Genomic DNA, 18,529 nt, shown 5'->3' on the forward strand with positions numbered 1-18,529 from the left:
TTAATTTAAAACCAACCAATTATATTTCTGATAGCTAAAATAATTACCGTAATCATAAAGATTCTTCTTAACCATAAATTACTCATTTTTAAAGCCCATTTTGCTCCTAAAATAGCCCCAAAAAACATAGTTATTCCTAAAATAATACCGAGTTGATAATCAACTAATCCTTGACTCATAAAAATAGCTGTAGCAATAAGGGAAGAAAAAATATTTAAAACCTTTGTAATTGCCACTGCTTCTACAAATGTCATGTTTAAACAGCCGATAAAAGTAGCGGTTAAAGTAGTTACATAACCTCCACTAAAAAAACCACCATAAACTCCCAATAAGAAAGTAAGAAAATAGCCTATTTTTTCCATTAAAGGTGAAGATTTTTCCTGTTTTTCTACTCCTTTATTTTTGTTAATTATAGAAAAAATTAACACGGCTATCATAAAGACAGAAATCAGCAAAGGCATTGTTTCAGCAGGTATTATTAATACTAATAACGCTCCTAAAATTGAACCAATAACCGTCAAAATTGAGAGTAGAGGTATATCTTGCCTCTGTTTGAGAATATCTCCCTTCAAAAAAGGTATTGTTCCCCCAATACTCATAAAAATTAGTGCAAACATATTAGTTGCGATCGCATCTGGGGGAGAAATCCCAAACTCTAACATTACAGGCACGGTAATGAGGGAATTACTACCCGTCACCACCCCAATAATGCTTGTGACAAGAAAAATAAAGACTAAAAAAAATAATTGAAATAAGGTCACAATTGATAAAATTAAGCCAAGATTTCTTCTAGTTGATGTTTTTGCCACAGAGATTTATATAAACCCTCTTGAGACAATAGTTGCTCATGGCTACCTATTTGTACAATATTACCATCTTCCATAACTAAGATGCGATCGGCATTTTGAGCCGCCGACATTTGATGGGTGATGAAAATAACAGTTTTATTTTTCTCCTGCTTGAGATTTTCTAAAATTTGCGTAGCAGTCTTATTATCGACACTAGACAGAGCATCATCTAAAATCAGAATGGGAGCATCCGTGTATAAAGCCCTAGCTAATGAGCTTCGCTGTCTTTGGCCACCAGATAAAGCAATTCCCCTTTCTCCCACCAAAGTATCGTATTTTTGCGGAAAATTGACAATTTCTGGGTGAATTTGGGCTTGTTTTGCCGCATATTCTACCTCTGTTATTTCACCCACAGGATCACTATAGGCGATATTATTTTTAATAGTAGTGGAAAATAAGAAGCTATCTTGAGGCACATATGCGATCGCACCTCTCAAATCGGTTAAATTAATGGTAGTAATATCGACACCATCCAAAAATAACTGCCCTTGAGAAATATCAATTAAGCGAGGAATAGCATTAGCTAAAGTAGATTTTCCTGAGCCAATTAAGCCCACAATTGCCACTGTTTCACCCGCATTAATTTGAAAATTCAAACCATTTAAAGCAGGTTGAAAAGCATTGGGATAAGTATAAGTTAAATTAACAGCTTCAATATTCCCTTTGATATTATCTATGGATAAATTTACATTATCAATATCATTTTTAATTTTGGGTTCAACTTCCATAATTGCTTCAACCCTATCAATACTAACCTCACCCCGTTGATAAGTAGTAATAGTAAAACCAAGTAAGGCAGTAGGGAAAACTAACCTTTCTACATAAATAATTAAAGCAATAAAATCTCCAACAGTAATTAAACCTTTTTCAATATCAGAAGTGCCAAACCATAGTAAAACTAATAAACTAATATTGGCAATACCACCAATAATAGGAAACAGTAAATTGCGAGTTCTTGCTAAACTTAAATTAGCCTTAAGGAGACGTTGATTTTTTTGAGAAAAAGCCCTTCTTTCATTATCTTCTTGAGCATAAATTTTAATCAGAGAAATACCGCTCATATCTTCCTGAATTAACTCACTAATATCCGATAGTTTCTCTTGTACTTCAGCTTGATCAACTCTTAATTTATCACTAAATAACTGTACTGTGACTAACATTAAAGGATAAATAGCCAATGCCATTAAACTTAATTTAACATTGATAAATAACATGGCAGGTAAAGTCAAACCATAGGCAAAAATAGTATTAATTAAACTTAAAATTGCAAAACCAACTAAACGACGAATATTGTCCACATCGCTGGTAGCACGGTTAATTAAATCACCAGAAGTATTAGTATTAAAGTAAGCAGGTTCTAGTTTTAAAAGGTGTTCAAAAATTCTTTGTTTTAAATCAAACTCTACCTGTCTGCCAATACCAAAAATAAGCACACGGGAAGCCATACGAATCGCCCACATTATACAGGCTAAAACGAACAAAATGACCACATAACTAACAAGACGATTAAAGTCAAAATTAGCTTGTAAATCATCGAAAATATCCCTAATCAACCAAGGAATATAAACACCAATGACATTGACAACAAATAAAGCGGAAATGCCCCAATATAAACTTTTTAAATGAGGTTTTAAATATGATATTAACTTTGATAATCGATTAGCCTTAGCCATGCTTTACCATCTTTATTTTTTCTTCATTTTTATATGATAAGCCAGTCTGCATTGAAGTTTCATCATAGTGTTGGGGTGAATGGATTTGAAAAGGGCAAAGGGCTAGGGGCAAAGGTAAAAGGGCAAGGGTAAATAGTTAAGAATTAAAAACCCCTAACTCCTAACTCCTAACTCCTAACTCATTTCCCCCCAATCCCCATTCAGAAGTATAGAGATCTTATGAAAGAAAAAACAGTGGTAATATAACTTTATGATCAAAGACTTAAATGTCTGTTGGACTAAATTAAATCTTTTCATATTCAAAATAAGTAAAAATTATGCCATTATTGACCACTGGAAAAGCATTTATTAAAGATTTAGAAAAATCTGGTTCTGTTGCAGTTTATGCTCCTTTAGAGGGCGGTTTTGAAGGACGTTACCAGAGAAGGTTAAGAAGCTATGGTTATCAAACTTTTAATCTTTCTGCTAGGGGTTTAGGAGATTTAAGTGCTTATTTGATGAATGTTCATGGGGTGCGCCCTCCTCATTTAGGAAAGAAAAATATCGGACAAGAGGGAGCGGTAGGACCTACTTATTTTGTACCACCTATTGCGGGTTATCAGTTAGAAAATTTACCTGCTAAGGCTAAAGGTTTAGTTTTGTGGATTATTGAGGGTTTTGTGCTTTCTAATCAAGAAAAACAGTATCTAGTTGATTTAACGAAACAAGAACCAAAAATTAAAGTAGTATTGGAGTTAGGTGGCGATCGCTTCTTCCGTTGGCAATCTTTATCCGAAGCATTTTAAATATTTAACAATTAGCAATTAGCAATTAGGAAAAGACAAAAGGTTAAGGGTGAATGGTTCTTCATAATTGATCATAAAAAAACATGAAACCTAACACCTGATACCTCTTTCTGAACTCCTCACTCAGGTGATTTTATTTTTCTGGGTTAAAAAAAGGTAAAGTTTTGTAAATTAATCACTCATTAACCTAGAAAATATTGTTATATTATTCATATAGAAATCAGATAAAGATTTCTACTCGAAAGACAAAACAGCTCATTGTAAACTTTGAATAAATTGAGGTAAAAAGGCTGAAAACAAGATTAAATCTTTGTCTTTTGCAATCCGAAACAGCTTGTATTCTGTTCGAGATTTTCTGACCTATTAGTAATGAGAGCAAGGGAACTAATCGATGGTCAAAGTTAAATAATTGACTACTTAGTGCAACTCTATATAGTGTTAATTTAAGGTAGAAAATATAGTCTAAAAATAAGGAGGTTAATTAAGCTGTTTACGGTAAGTTACGTTGTCCATAAAATCAATAGCAGTAGCCAGTACCAGAGTCTTGAGTTTTCTAAAATGTGGCTTTAAGGGAGTAAGATGATAAGCTAGAACGTATAGTTGTTATCTCTCTGAATATTATCACCAAGGATAGAAAGCAAAAAAAGGACGGGTCAACTTTCGGGCTACTGTTGTTGTTATGAGAGGTTTTTTATGATTACGGTTAAAGGTGAAATTCAATATCGTGCGATCGCATCTGGCACATGGGTTTTAGTAAGCGACACAGGAGAAACCTATGAGTTGTATAAGCCTTCAGAAAATTTGCGTCAAGAAGGATTAAAGGTAGAAATAAAAGGTAATATTAGAAGCGATGTTATGACTATTGCAATGGTGGGGCAAATCCTTGAAGTGAAGGAATTTCATATCTACTAACAAGTCTGAAAATTAGGAATATCCCTTAAAACTAATCATCCTAGCATCCGCGATTATCCAAACATTTTTTCATCAAAGCCCAATTACCTTATAATTTATCAAGGATAATGACTTAAGAGGTTAAGATGAAAATCGGTGTCCCTAAAGAAATAAAAGATCGAGAGTTTCGAGTCGGTTTAACTCCTGCTAGTGCAAAAGTTCTGATTGAACAGAATCACCAAGTATTTATCGAAGATAATGCAGGTCTCGGTTCTGGTTTTACTAATCAAGATTATGAAAGTATAGGGGCAAATATCGTTGATCAAAGCACTGCATGGAATCAAGAATTAATTATTAAAGTCAAAGAACCTCTATCAGAAGAATATCAATATATTAATCAGGGACAAATATTATTTACATATCTTCACTTAGCCGCCGATCGCATCTTAACAGAATTTTTAATTAAAAGTGGCGTAACTGCGATCGCATATGAAACAGTACAATTAGCAGATGGCAGACTACCTCTTTTAACACCCATGAGTATTATCGCAGGGCGACTCTCTGTGCAAATTGGTGCGAGATATTTAGAAAAACAGCAGGGCGGTAAAGGGATTCTATTAGGGGGAATGCCGGGGGTTACTCAAGGCAATGTTGTCATTCTTGGAGGAGGCATCGTTGGCACAGAAGCGGCGAAAATAGCAGTAGGAATGGGGGCAAAAGTAACTATTTTAGATGTGAATATTGATCGTCTTTCTTACTTAGAAACTCTATTTGGTTCAAGAGTTGAACTACTTTACAGTAATTCCCAACACATAGCCCAAGTTGTGCCTCATGCTGATTTATTAATTGGAGCTGTGTTAATTACAGGTAGAAAAGCACCTATTCTGGTTTCACGGGATTTAGTTAAACAAATGTCCCCCGGCTCGGTTATTCTTGATGTAGCGGTGGATCAAGGTGGTTGTATTGAAACTTTACGCACAACATCCCATAGTCAACCTAGTTATGAAGAAGAAGGAATAATTCATTTAGGTATTCCCAATTTACCCGGTGCAGTACCTCGCACGGCAACTCAAGCCTTAAATAACAATACTTTACCCTATATTGTTAAATTAGCAAATCAAGGTATCGGGGCTTTAAAACAAGATCCCAGCCTAGCACAAGGGTTGAATATACAATACCATCGTTTAGTGCATCCTGCGGTACAACAAGTTTTTCCTGATTTAGTCACGACCTAATCAGACTATACTTTAACTGGTCGGTTAAGGTAAAAAGGGCAAGGGGCAATCATTTGAGTTAGGAGTTCAGGGTTCGGAGTTAAAATTAACAGATTTCGAGAAAAAAACTCATAAATCGATTTTCTCTTTTTAATCGTTTGAGTAACGAACCAACATTCAGAAAATCAAACCTGAAACCTGACACCTGAAACCCGACACCTATTCCCTAACCCTATCTTTAACACCAAAACAAAGTTAATTAACGGGGGGGGCAATATACTCTTTAATACCAACATAATCTAGGTAACGCTTAATAGCTTCTTCCGTATCCCCTGCAAAGGCAACTTGTCCTTTATTTAACCAAATACTGCGATCGCACAAATCTTGGACATAGTCTAAACTATGAGAAACAAATAAAATAGTGCTACTTTTTTCCCACAAATCTTGAATTCTTTGCCTTGACTTTTGGGTAAAACGAGCATCTCCCACAGATAAAACCTCATCTAAAATGAGAATATCAGGCTCAACATCCGTCGCTACAGAAAAACCTAAACGAGCTTTCATACCAGAAGATAAGGCTTTAACAGGTATTTCTGCATAGTCTTCTAACTCCGCAAACTCCAAAATTTCCCGAATACGCCCCTTCATGTCTTCCTTACGATAACCAAGCAAAACTCCATAAAGAATAATATTATCTCGCACCGACATTTCCATGTTAAAACCAGCTCCTAACTCAATTAAAGGGGCAATTCTTCCCCTAACTCGAACACTTCCTTCTGTGGGTGGTAAAATACCACAAATTACCTTTAAAAGAGTTGATTTCCCTGCACCATTAGAGCCAATTATCCCGATTTTTTCTCCAGCACTAACAGAAAAGTCAACATCTTGCAAAACCTGTTTTTTAGCGGGTTTAATATGTTTCCCTTGTAAAAAAGAAAAAATAGTTCTTTTCAAATCATAAGAAAATTCCTCTTGGGTTCTACGCCACAAAGAAACTTGATCTAATCTAATAACTTCTTGAGTCATTTTTTATTTAATAAAATATTAATTTATTTAAGTAATATCGAATAATTAAAATATCAATAAAATCAATTAGTTTTATAACAAATCCATAAAAGCAGATTCAAATTTTCGGAAAAACAAAATTCCTAAAGTTAGAATAATAACTCCTGCTAAAATTCCTTTAAACAATAACATAGCACTGGGTATATTTCCCATGAGGCTAATATCTCTTAAACTTTCAATAATTGATACTAAGGGATTTAAGCCAAGGATAGGTTGAATTCTGGGTGGTACGATTTCCGCAGGATAAAAAACGGGACTGGTAATCCACATAACGAAAGTAGTAATTTCATAGAAGTAGCCTAAATCTCGAAAGAAAACAAATAAAGCACTAACAAATAAACCTACTCCTGTACACACCAAAACTAAAGAAAAGAAGGGAATTAATAATAAGAATATATATAGAGGGTTTTTGCTATTAATAAGAGTTACTATGGCTAGTAAAGGAAAAGAACTAATCATAAATTGAAAAATATTCGCCGCAATCATTGACAGAGGAAAAACGGGAATAGGTAATTTAATTTTATTCAGTAAATCTCCATTAACAACAATACTACTGAGCGCCTGTGTAGTGGAAGAATTATAAAAGTTGATGACTAATAAACCTGTGAAAGCCGCTAAAATATAACTAATTAACGAGTCATTGTAGTAAGAAGCAAAAGTCGAACCAAAAATAGTAGTATATAATCCTGTCATAATAATAGGATTTAACAATGACCAATACACACCCAAATAAGAACCACGATAACGAGTATTAAGATTTTGTGGTACTAAGACGGAAAGTAAATCCCAATAACGATGAAAATTTCGCCAAAACACTGACTGCTCTTTTTCTTTAATCTTTTTCTTTCCCGCTAAAATCATAGACAATAACAACACATCAATTGAGTAACTCCCTTTGGAATAGGTCTATTGTATCCTAGAGTTACCTCCCCTCGATATGAAATTTTTGGGTTGTGATAAGCAAAGAGCAAAGTTAAAAGGGCAAGGGGCAAAGGTAATAAACAATTAGTAATTAGTAACTTCAGCACTTTAAGAATTAATTTCTCCCTCATACCCCAATCCCCTGACACCTGATACCTATTCAAATCTGATATTCTTACAATATTGAACTGAGGTTAATTTCAGTTACTTAAGTAGGTTAAATTGTAGCAACACAGATATATTTTCAGGGGTCAGAATTTTTTGTAATTCTTTGATTTCGTTTAACAAGCCTATTTCTTTTGAGCATTCTTCTTGTAATATTCTTAGGTAGGATTGGCGTTTTTCCTCAGATTCTGCGTCTGCTAACATTCTGATAGCCATATTCATGTTGTTAACTGGATTGCTCATATTGACAATGAGTTTACTAATGATTTCGTCTTTTAGTTCCAGCATATTTTCATTATTTTTGATTTTTTTATCTTTTTCCTTAATTTTTTCGAGAATATCTTGGACTAATTTGCGGTTTTTCTCTAGTTTTGCGTCAAATTCTTGCTCTAGTTCTTTTTTTCTTTGTAATCTCACGTCCACTGCTTCTAGTAATTCATCAGGGGTAAAGGGCTTGGTTAAATAGTCGTCTGCCCCCAATCTCATGCCCATACGAATGTCTTTTTTATCGACTTTAGCTGTAACAAAGATGCAGGGAGTCATTAGGGTTTTTTCGTCTATTCTCAGTCTTTCGATAAATTGATAGCCGTCCATCTCTGGCATCATAATATCGCAGATAACTAAGTCTGGGGGATTTTCTCTGGCTACTTCCCAACCTAATTTTCCGTTTTCTACTCCTGTGGCTTCATAATTATTCAATCTCAATATTTGCAGGATATTTTCTCTAATTTCTTTTTCATCTTCGATGACTAAAATTTTAACCATTAATCTTTAAATTTATGTTTGTTAATAAAATTAATACGTATTAAATGATAATTCTATTTTTAAGGGTTTTTAATATTATTACATAAATTCTTTGATGATTTTTAGATCTTTTCTTAATCTTCATCTAAAGTTCAGCATTGTAATGATAAAATCTCTTTTGCTTTTGTGAACATACTTAGTTTTATCCGCCTATTCCCTTAAGTATTTGCTAATAATTTATAAATTTCCTGTAAACTAAGTTAACTAAATTTATATTCAACTTATGTATTTCTACATAAACATTTATTAAAAAGAGTAAATAGAATGCTTAAGAGTTTTAATTATTGTGTCTAATCTAATTATTTTTGATAGGATATAAATAGATATTTAAAAAATTATTCAATGTGAATATTAACTTTAATTAAGTTTTTTTTGCTGTTTAAAATGGGAAATCTTAGCTGACCTTTATTAGCAAAAGAATTTCTTTAATTGTTGTCTGTGTTAATTTTTTTGCTCTTTCTTGAAAAATCTATTTATTATTCTTCTTTATTTTCTATGACTTATCAGTTTTTGGAACTACAGTCTCTTATTATTTCTTGTTTTTATACTGTTTCCCCTGATGTGAGTATCGAGGATGCGATTACGAAGTGGCACTGTACGATCGCATCTTCTCCGCAATTTAATCTATCTCAGCCTAATACCCATGATTATTTATTTGTCACGGATCAAGAAAAACTCGTAGGCATAATTACTTACAAAGCTCTATGTAAACTATGTATTAATCATGATGGAGAGGGAGAAATCTTGGTTAGGGAAGTGATGGAGATTCCGAAGCTAATTTGTGAGAGGGAAAGAATTAGAAATGTTGAAGAAATTATTAATATTTTCAAGGAAAGTGATATTAGTTGTTTGCCCATTGTTAATCAAGAGGGAGATTTAGAGGGATTTATAAGTTGTGAAGATGTGGCAAAAGTTTGTTATCAATCTCGGCAAAAACAAGAAGGGCTTTTAAAAGAGTCTAACAATGACCTTGACAATTATAGTTCCATAATGTCATCGGAAAAAGAAAAACAGTGGGAAATTGATTCTTTATATAAAAGGTTAGAAAGAGAAAAATTAGTTTATCAAATTACTTCACAAATTCACAACACCATTAAATTAGAAGATACCCTCAATGTCACCGTTAACCTAGTTCGAGATTTCATGAAGTGCGATCGCATCTTAATTTATAAATTTGAAGGTCATTGGGGAGGACAAATTATTGCTGAATCAGTAGATGAAAAATTTAGCAGTGCTTTAGGTAATTATGTAGAAGATAGTTGTTTTCAAGATCAAGTTTGTAACTTATATCAAGGAAAAGACCCCATTATTACCAATAACATTTATGAACAAGGTTACACCCCCTGTCACATTCAATTATTAGAACAATATCAAGTTAAAGCTAATTTGATTGTCCCCCTAGAAGTATCAGGAGAACTGTGGGGCTTACTTATCGGTCATCAATGTGAAACTTATCGAGAGTGGCAATTAGAAGATGTAGAGCTATTAAAAGAAATTAGTTATCAAGTTGCCATCGCAATTTATCAAAGTGAAATTAATCAAAAATTACAAAAAGAAATCTATGAACGTATAGTTGCAGAAAAATTATTACAGCGACAAAAAAGGCAGTATCGAAACCTCATGGAAATTTTACCAGTGGGGATATTTCGCAATGATTTACGGGGAAATTGTACTTATGTCAACGAGCAGTATTGTCGAATCACTGGCTTAACCCCAGAATTAGCCGATGGTATTGGTTGGCAAAAAATTATTCATCCAGAAGATTGGGAAAAAGTATTTCAGGCATGGGAAAACTTAGTTAATTATCATCAACCTTGTGAGCAGGAGTGCCGTTTTTTACATCCCAATGGTGATATTGTTTGGGGTTATGTTCAATGTATCCTCGATCGAGATATTTCAGGAAAAATAATTGGTTTTGTTGGTAGCATAACAGATATAACGGATCGCAAAATAAACGAACGACAACTCAAAGAAAACGAAGCCAGATTTGAGAAAATAGCCACAACCTTACCCGGTATTTTATATCTTTCCCGTCAACAACAAGATGGAAGTATTGAGTTTGACTATATCAGTGAAGAAGTTACCTCTATTTTTGAGTTAAGTGTAGAGGAAGTAATGCAAGATGGAAGTCTAATTTTTCAACAATTTCATCCCGAAGATATAGAAGAACATTATCAACGAGTAAAATATTGCTTAGAAAATGATTCTTTATTTTTCCATGAGTGGAGAATTATAACTCCGTCAGGCAAAATTAAATGGTTACAAGGACATTGTCGAGCAGAAAAACTGGCAGATGGGCAAATATATTGGGTTGGTTTAGCCATCGACATTACCGAGAAAAAAGAGACTCAAGCAAAATTAGCCAAAACAGAATCCTTATTCCGTCAGGCGGAAAAAATCGCCAAAATTGGTAGTTGGGAATACGATGCCATTACGGGTAATATTTATTGGTCAGATGAAATTTATAATATTTTTGAAGTAGATCCCAAACAATCTCCTCCTAACTATACTAATTTCTTTGATTTTATTCATCCTGATGATCGTGCCTATGTAGATCAAGCCTTTCAACAACATTTGAGGGAAGATACTTACTATAACATTGTCCATCGTTTACTTATGACAGATGGTAGAGTCAAATATGTAAGAGAACATTGTGAAACCTACCGAGATCAACAAGGTAACGCCATTAAATCCATTGGTACAGTACAGGACATTACAGAGCAACAAATAGCGGAAAACGTCATTAAAAATATCATTCAAGGAACTTCCACTGCCGTTAGTGGGAAAGAGTTTTTTGAAAACCTTGTTACTAACATTGCTTTATCTGTTGAGCAACCCTGTGTCGTTATTAGCAAACTTAAGGGGGAAATGCTTGAAAGTTTAGCCTATTGTTATCAAGGAAAATTACAAGCTGATGATACTATTCCTCTCCAAAATACCCCCTGTGAATGTGCTATGAAGGAAGGATATTATTATTGTACAGAAAAAGTAGCTCAGAAATTCCCCACAGATCCCTTTTTAGAAGCCATCAAAGCCGAGAGTTATGTGGGTATTCCCTTAATTAATAAAGGTGAGATTTTAGGAACAATTTGTGTTCTTAATGATAAGCCAACACCCCATGAAACCATTGAAAAGATTAAAAGGATTTTGGATGTATTTGCACCCCGTGCTGTGGCGGAATTTATCCGTATGAGAGCGGAGGAAGAACTACAAACCATTAATTTAACCTTAGAATCTCAAGTTAATGAGCGCACGAAACAACTTAGTGAATCTCAACAATTTATTAAAACTATTCTTGATACTATACCTCTACCAGTACTGTGGAAAGATAAACAGTCGAAATATTTAGGTTGTAATCGTGAATTTTTGGAGTTTGTAAATTTATCCACAAAAGAGGAGATTATCGGTAAGAGTGATGGAGATTTTGCCCTTCCTCCTGAAGAAATACAACGTTATCAAGAAAAAGATTCCATCGTTATGACGACAGCTAAACCGATGTTAGGCTTTGAGGAAACGGTAACAGTTGATGGAAAACAAAGATGGATTGAGAGTAATAAAGTACCTTTAAGAAATTCCCAAGGAGAAATTATTGGAGTTTTAACCATCTTTAAGGATATTACCCAAGAAAAAGCCATTCAAACTGCCTTAAGAACAAGTGAAGCTCGTTGGCAATTTGCCCTTGATGGTGCAAGTCATGGAGTATGGGATGTTAATTTAATCACTAACGAAACCTATTATTCTCCTAAATTTATGGAAATCCTTGGTTATGAACTTGGAGAATGGGGAAATAGTGTCGAGGATTGGCAAAACCGTATTCATCCTGATGATAAAGAAGTAACCCTTAATACGGCGCAAAAATATCTCAATGGTGAAATACCCACTTATCAAACAGAACATCGTCTCCGTTGTAAAGATGGCAGTTATAGATGGATTTTAGCAAGAGGTAAGTTTGTGGAATGGGATGAAAATGGTAATCCCACGAGAATGATTGGCACGAATACGGATATAAGCGATCGCATCCTCATGGAGCAGGAATTGCTTAAAAGTAAAAATAATTTTCAACGCTTGGTGGAAGAAATAGGTAATAACTTTGTTATTTTTAGTCATACCCTAGAAGATGTTATTACTTACGTTAGCGGTGGCATAGAATCAATTTTTGGACTAACTAAAGAGGAGATAATTGGTAAATCGTGGGTGGAAGCGGTTAACTGGCATGAAACTAGCTTAGAAAGAGCCTTGACATCCACATCGTTAATTCTTAATGCCGAAGATATACTATTAGATGAATTTGATATGTCTTTTACCCACAAATCAGGGGAAGAAAAAATAATTCGTGTTTGCCATCATGTGGTGAAAAATGATCAACAAGATGCGATCGCCATTGAAGGTATATTAGAAGACATTACCGAGAGTAAAAAAGCCTTGAGTGCATTAAAACGAAAAACCCAAGAACTCGATCGCTTTTTCTCCCTAGCCCTAGATTTACTATGTATCGCCAATGCTGATGGTTATTTTCTCCGTCTTAATCCCCAGTGGGAGAATGTTCTCGGTTATAAAATAGAAGACTTAGAAAACTCAAGATTTCTTGACTATGTTCATCCAGATGATGTGCAGAAGACCCTAGATGCGATGGAACATCTCAAAAACAATGTCGAATTACCCTACTTTGTTAATCGTTATCGTTGTGCTGATGGTAGCTATCGTTGGATTGAGTGGCGTAGTGCTTCCGACGGTAATTTATTCTATACTGCCGCCAGAGATATAACCGAAAAGCTCAAAACAGAAGCGGAAAAGCAAACTCTCATTAACGCCCTAGAAAACAGTAATCATCTCCTGCAATGTATTAGTAATGCTCAATCTCAATTTATCACTGCTGAAAACCGTCTGACTATTTTTGAAGACCTATTGGCTAATTTATTGGAATTAACGGACAGCGAATATGGCTTTATTGGAGAGGTTTTATTTAGAGATGATGGTAGTGCGGAAATGAAAGAAACTTTTTTGAAAATAAAAGGAGTACCTTACATCAAAACCCATAGTATTACTAATATTGCTTGGAATGAAGAAACCCAGAAATTCTATGAGGAAAATTATGAGCTGGGAATGGAGTTCAGCAATATGAATACTCTATTTGGGGCAGTGATTATGACGGGCAAACCAGTGATTACCAATAGTCCAAAAACCGATCCCCGTAGTGGTGGCACTCCTGACGGGCATCCCCCTTTAAATGCTTTTTTAGGATTACCTTTCTTTAACAAAAACCAATTACTTGGTATCGTTGGTATTGCTAATCGTCTTGGTGGTTATGATCAATCTATTGTTGACTATTTACAACCGTTTTTAGTGACTTGTAGTAACCTCATTGAAGGTTATAGGCTCGATCGCGATCGCCGTAAAACAGAGGAAAAATTAGCCCTAAGTAATCAGGAATTAATCAGAGCAACCCGTCTCAAAGATGAATTTCTAGCCAATATGAGCCATGAATTAAGAACCCCTCTTAATGCTATTTTGGGTAATACCGAAATTCTCACAGAACAAGTTTTTGGAGAACTCAATAACAGACAAATCAAATCTCTCAAGACCATTGAAAGCAGTAGCAATCATTTATTATCATTAATTAACGATATTTTAGACGTTGCCAAAATAGAAGCAGGACAAATCACCCTAGAATGTGTGTCCACCGACATTAAAAATTTGAGTCAATCCGCTTTAGTGTTTGTGCAACAACAAGCCCAAAAAAAAGGTATTCAGTTAGAATCTCGGTTTGCTGATAATCTTCCTTACTTACCATTAGACCAAAGACGCATTCGCCAAGCCCTGATTAATCTACTTAATAATGCGGTGAAATTTACCCCACAGGGAGGGAAAATCACATTAGAAATCAGTATATGTAAAGAAGAAAGGAGTCAGGAATCTTTAGTAACGGGAGAAGAGAATAACATCATGAAAACTTTTATTCGTTTTGCGGTGATTGATACGGGTATTGGTATTGCCCCAGAAAATATAGAAAAGCTATTTAAACCTTTTATCCAGATAGACAGTGCCTTAAATCGTAAATATTCGGGTACAGGCTTAGGATTATCTTTAGTTAAGCAAATTGCAGAACTTCATGGCGGTAGTGTCAGGGTAGAGAGTCAACTAGGAAAAGGTAGTTGTTTTTATCTTGATTTACCTTATATTTTTGCCTCTTGTAATTTAAGTCAAAGTCCTGCATCACCATCGCAAAATGTTTCTAATTCCGTTCAATTAAATACTACTTCTAGGGTTATTCTTGTGGCTGAAGATAACGAAAATAATATTTCAACTATGACAGATTATTTAAAAGCGAAAGGTTATCAACTCCTAATCGCCAGAAATGGTTTAGAGGCTTTATCCCTAACTAAAAATCATCATCCAGATGTCATTATTATGGATATTCAAATGCCTGAAATGGATGGCTTAGATGCGATCGCAGCTATTCGTCAAGATGAAAACATTAAGAATATACCCATTATTGCCGCCACCGCCCTAACTATGAAAGGAGATGAACAACGTTGCTTAGATGCAGGAGCAAATGACTACCTGAGTAAACCCTTACGACTCCGAGAATTAATCGATAAAATCGAGACTTTATTACAATAGATTTCTTGCAGAATTCAGGGAACAGGGAACAGTATAAAATTCAGAGGTGTTAAATAAATATTTCTCCCCACTCCCCACTCCCTACTCCCTACTCCCCTACTAAAAAAAACCTACTCCCCATTTTCATCAACTCCAAACTCCGAACTCCGAACTCAACTGAATCATGTCAAAAAAAATACCACTTTATATCTTATTATCCCTACAATTTGCCATTCAAGTAATTGGTATCGTGGGGATAGTGGGTTATTTATCTTATCGTAGTGGTCGTGAAGCAGTTAATAATTTAGTAGAACATTTAATGAATGATACGGGCGATCGCATCGATCAAGAATTAGATAACTATTTACAACAAGCCCATCAAATCAACCAATTAAACATTTCTGCCCTCAAATCAGGGGTGATTAATCTGAATAACTTAGATCAATTACATCGTTACTTAATCCTTCAGCATCAACAAATCCCCAATATTACCAGCCTACTTCTAGGCACAGAAAAAGGAGATTTTAGAACCATTCATCGAGTTGATGGAGAAGAAATAAAAAAAGGAATAACGATGATTAAACCCACCGATTTACCCCTAGAAGCAGGAATATCCGAGATTACCCCCACAGGAAACAGCCTTAAACTTTATACCGTTGACAAAAACGGAAACTTCGATCGCTATTTAGAAACCCTCCATAATTTTGATGTGAGAAAGCGCCCTTGGTATCTTGATGCAGTTAAATCTAATCAGCAAGGATGGACTCAACCTTTTCAAATTGGCAATACTAACATCTTAACCATTAACGCTTATGCCCCTTTTTATAATTCTTCCCAAGCCATAGAAGGGGTATTTTCAGTTCATTTATCTCTTAGTCAATTAAATAAATTCCTAAAAAAATTATCCACTAATCAACACGGAGAAATATTTATTCTTGAACGCAACGGCTTACTAATTGCCGACTCCTATCACCATACTCCTTTTCATTATCAAATAGATAATATTCCCCAACCGCCACAGCAAGAAAATTTTAAGATCAAATTTGAGCGTATTTCAGCTTTTGATAATAAAGACAATGGGATTCTTTACCCCCTAGCAGAAAAACTAAAAGCAAATAAAACTAATTTAGATCATATTCAGCACAAACAACTATTTGAGATTAAATTTGAGAATCAGAATTACTACTCTGCTGTTATTCCCTATCAAGATTCCCACGGCTTAGATTGGCTCATTATTATTGCTGTTCCCGAATCTCAATTTCTCGATACCATTAAAGATAATGCTTACCATACAGTTTTTTTATCTATTATCGCTTTAATTATCGCAATTATCAGTAGTATTATCACCTCTCGCAAAATAACTCGCTCTTTATCAGATTTAAGCCACATTGCTGATAATTTTAATCCTAAATCTGAACCTCCATCACTACCGCTATCTTATATTGAAGAAATATCTAGCTTCTCAGATTCATTACATCACATGATGTTAAACCTTAGTGAAGCGGACAAATTTAAACGTGAATATACAACCAAATTAGAACAAGAAGTCAAAGAAAAAACAGAAATTTTAGTCCAAGCCCAAAAAATAGCCAATATGGGTAATTGGGAATACAATGTTATCACTCAGGAGGTGATTTGGTCAGAAGAACTATACAATATCTATGAAGCTCAAAATATAATGCCCGTACCTCGTCCTGATCAAAGTATTGTCAAAATACACCCAGATGATATAGAGCTTTATCAAGATTTAGTTTTAAAAGCCGTTGAAAAGGGTCAAGATTTTGATCTCGACTTAAAGATTATTACTACTGAAAATAATATTCGCTATATTCAAACAAAAGGAAAGCCGATATTTAATCCAGAAGGAAAAATTATTAAATACATTGGCATTGTCTTAGATGTAACAGAGCGGAAACAGACAGAAATAAAAATCGCCCGTCAGCAAGAAATGCTGGAAATGATGAGTAACTTAGGGCGCATTGGAGCATGGGAATATAATCTTATCAATCAAAAACTATCTCTTTCTAGGATGACAAAAGAAATTCATGAATTACCCTTAGACTGTGAACTTGATTTAGATAAAGCCTTTGATTTTTATAAAGAAGGAGAAAATAGAGAGCAAATTCGTCGGGCGGTTCAATGGGGCATAGAAAGGGGATTTAATTGGGATCTCGAATTAGAGTTTATCACGGCAAAAGGAAGAGAAATTTGGGTAAGAGCCATTGGTAATCCAGAGTTTAAAAACGGTGTTTGTGTGAGATTGTTTGGCTCATTACAAGATATTACCTATCGCAAAAAAGCAGAAATCCAGCTATATCTAAGTAATCAAGAGTTAATCAGAGCAACACGCCTTAAAGATGAATTTTTAGCTAATATGAGTCACGAATTACGCACTCCTCTTAATGCTATTCTTGGTAACTCGGAAATTTTAACCGAACAAGTATTTGGTACATTAAATGCTCGTCAATTAAAGGCGATCGCAACCATAGAAAGTAGTGCGACTCATCTATTAACCCTAATCAATGATATTTTAGACATTGCCAAAATTGAAGCAGGAGAAACAACCCTTGATTGTAGTCCTACGGATATGAGCAGTTTATGTCAATCAGCTTTAACTTTTCTTCAACAACAAGCCCACAAAAAAAATATTCAACTCGTCACGGATTTACCCCCAGAATTACCTTATTTGTTAATAGATCAAAGACGAATTCGTCAAGCCTTAATTAATCTTCTCAATAATGCTGTTAAATTCACTCCAGAAGGAGGAAAAATTACCTTACAGGTGAGTGAGTATCAAGAAAGGGAACAGGATATTTCCCCCAATTTTTCTGATAATGTGAAGAATAATCCTAATATCATAAAAACCTTTATTCACATTGCGGTGATTGATACGGGTATTGGCATTGCCCCGGAAAATACAGAAAAGTTATTCAAGCCTTTTATTCAGATAGATAGTGCCTTAAATCGTAAATATACAGGTACAGGCTTAGGTTTATCGTTGGTGAAACAAATTGTTGAGCTTCATGGAGGAAATGTAGGAGTATCAAGCGAGTTAGGCAAAGGTAGTTGTTTTTATTTCGATCTTCCCTCCAATTATTGTAATATCCCTCAATCTTCCATCAAGGAGCAAGAAAAATTCCCCATAGAAGATAGGATGATAACTCCTTCGGTGATTTTGTTAGTAGATGATGAAGAAAGTAATATTCTCACTATTTCTGATTATTTAGAAGCCAAAGGCTATAAACTATTAATTGCTAAAAATGGTTTACAAGCGGTACAAATAACTAAAACTCAACATCCTGACCTAATTATCATGGATATTCAAATGCCTGAAATGCACGGCTTAGAAGCGATCGCACTTATTCGTCAAGATGAAGATATTAAGGATATACCCATTATCGCCGCCACCGCCTTAACCATGGAAGGAGATGAACAACGTTGCTTAAACGCAGGAGCGAATAGCTATATGAGTAAACCCTTACGACTTCGAGAATTAGTTGATAAAATTGAGGCTTTATTATAACCTCTGTTCGGTTTAAGAATATCTAAATAAGGGCAGGTTT

Annotated in this window: 10 protein-coding genes; 5 read left to right on the forward strand and 5 right to left on the reverse strand. The window is 34.7% G+C overall.

Going from position 1 to position 18,529, the window contains the following annotated elements; all coding sequences use genetic code 11:
• Nucleotides 1–5: 5 nt before the first annotated feature.
• A complete protein-coding gene (locus Dongsha4_RS04740) occupies nt 6–761 on the reverse strand; it encodes a sulfite exporter TauE/SafE family protein (RefSeq protein ID WP_330204581.1) in 756 nt (251 codons plus the stop codon).
• Between the two features lie 11 nt (nt 762–772).
• Nucleotides 773–2,521 carry an ABC transporter ATP-binding protein gene (locus Dongsha4_RS04745; protein WP_330204582.1) on the reverse strand — a complete coding sequence of 583 codons (1,749 nt, stop codon included), beginning with the start codon at nt 2,519–2,521 and terminating at the stop codon, nt 773–775.
• A 317-nt stretch (nt 2,522–2,838) separates the two neighbouring features.
• Here Dongsha4_RS04745 and Dongsha4_RS04750 point away from each other — a divergent pair, with 317 nt between their 5' ends.
• The 3 genes from Dongsha4_RS04750 to ald all read left to right on the forward strand — a co-directional run bounded on the left by Dongsha4_RS04750 (nt 2,839) and on the right by ald (nt 5,432).
• A complete protein-coding gene (locus Dongsha4_RS04750) occupies nt 2,839–3,306 on the forward strand; it encodes an NAD(P)H-quinone oxidoreductase subunit N (protein WP_330204583.1) in 468 nt (155 codons plus the stop codon).
• 693 nt (nt 3,307–3,999) lie between these two features.
• Complete coding sequence (locus Dongsha4_RS04755) at nt 4,000–4,218, forward strand: hypothetical protein (protein WP_330204584.1); 219 nt, start codon at nt 4,000–4,002, stop codon at nt 4,216–4,218.
• A 125-nt stretch (nt 4,219–4,343) separates the two neighbouring features.
• Entirely contained in the window at nt 4,344–5,432 is a 1,089-nt protein-coding gene (ald, locus tag Dongsha4_RS04760) for an alanine dehydrogenase (RefSeq protein ID WP_330204585.1), read from the forward strand.
• 234 nt (nt 5,433–5,666) lie between these two features.
• Here ald and Dongsha4_RS04765 read toward each other — a convergent pair whose 3' ends face one another.
• From Dongsha4_RS04765 to Dongsha4_RS04775, 3 genes are all read right to left on the reverse strand, one after another.
• Complete coding sequence (locus Dongsha4_RS04765; RefSeq protein ID WP_330204586.1) at nt 5,667–6,437, reverse strand: ABC transporter ATP-binding protein; 771 nt, start codon at nt 6,435–6,437, stop codon at nt 5,667–5,669.
• A gap of 72 nt (nt 6,438–6,509) precedes the next feature.
• Nucleotides 6,510–7,337 carry an ABC transporter permease gene (locus tag Dongsha4_RS04770; protein ID WP_330204587.1) on the reverse strand — a complete coding sequence of 276 codons (828 nt, stop codon included), beginning with the start codon at nt 7,335–7,337 and terminating at the stop codon, nt 6,510–6,512.
• Between the two features lie 264 nt (nt 7,338–7,601).
• Entirely contained in the window at nt 7,602–8,327 is a 726-nt protein-coding gene (locus Dongsha4_RS04775) for a response regulator (protein WP_330204588.1), read from the reverse strand.
• A gap of 534 nt (nt 8,328–8,861) precedes the next feature.
• Here Dongsha4_RS04775 and Dongsha4_RS04780 point away from each other — a divergent pair.
• Complete coding sequence (locus Dongsha4_RS04780; RefSeq protein WP_330204589.1) at nt 8,862–14,987, forward strand: PAS domain-containing protein; 6,126 nt, start codon at nt 8,862–8,864, stop codon at nt 14,985–14,987.
• A 163-nt stretch (nt 14,988–15,150) separates the two neighbouring features.
• Nucleotides 15,151–18,489 (forward strand): response regulator, encoded by a 3,339-nt coding sequence (locus Dongsha4_RS04785; RefSeq protein WP_330204590.1) that lies wholly within the window; start codon nt 15,151–15,153, stop codon nt 18,487–18,489.
• Nucleotides 18,490–18,529 lie beyond the last annotated feature (40 nt).

Origin of the sequence: Cyanobacterium sp. Dongsha4 (genome assembly GCF_036345015.1) — a bacterium.
Classification (GTDB): domain Bacteria; phylum Cyanobacteriota; class Cyanobacteriia; order Cyanobacteriales; family Cyanobacteriaceae; genus PCC-10605.

Bases quoted from the DNA above. Each gene is read 5' to 3' on its own strand.
- Dongsha4_RS04785 (WP_330204590.1), top strand. From the start codon at position 15,151: ATGTCAAAAAAAATACCACTTTATATCTTATTATCCCTACAATTTGCC.
- Dongsha4_RS04775 (WP_330204588.1), bottom strand. From the start codon at position 8,327: ATGGTTAAAATTTTAGTCATCGAAGATGAAAAAGAAATTAGAGAAAAT.
- Dongsha4_RS04745 (WP_330204582.1), bottom strand. From the start codon at position 2,521: ATGGCTAAGGCTAATCGATTATCAAAGTTAATATCATATTTAAAACCT.
- Dongsha4_RS04750 (WP_330204583.1), top strand. From the start codon at position 2,839: ATGCCATTATTGACCACTGGAAAAGCATTTATTAAAGATTTAGAAAAA.
- ald (WP_330204585.1), top strand. From the start codon at position 4,344: ATGAAAATCGGTGTCCCTAAAGAAATAAAAGATCGAGAGTTTCGAGTC.
- Dongsha4_RS04770 (WP_330204587.1), bottom strand. From the start codon at position 7,337: ATGATTTTAGCGGGAAAGAAAAAGATTAAAGAAAAAGAGCAGTCAGTG.
- Dongsha4_RS04765 (WP_330204586.1), bottom strand. From the start codon at position 6,437: ATGACTCAAGAAGTTATTAGATTAGATCAAGTTTCTTTGTGGCGTAGA.
- Dongsha4_RS04780 (WP_330204589.1), top strand. From the start codon at position 8,862: ATGACTTATCAGTTTTTGGAACTACAGTCTCTTATTATTTCTTGTTTT.
- Dongsha4_RS04755 (WP_330204584.1), top strand. From the start codon at position 4,000: ATGATTACGGTTAAAGGTGAAATTCAATATCGTGCGATCGCATCTGGC.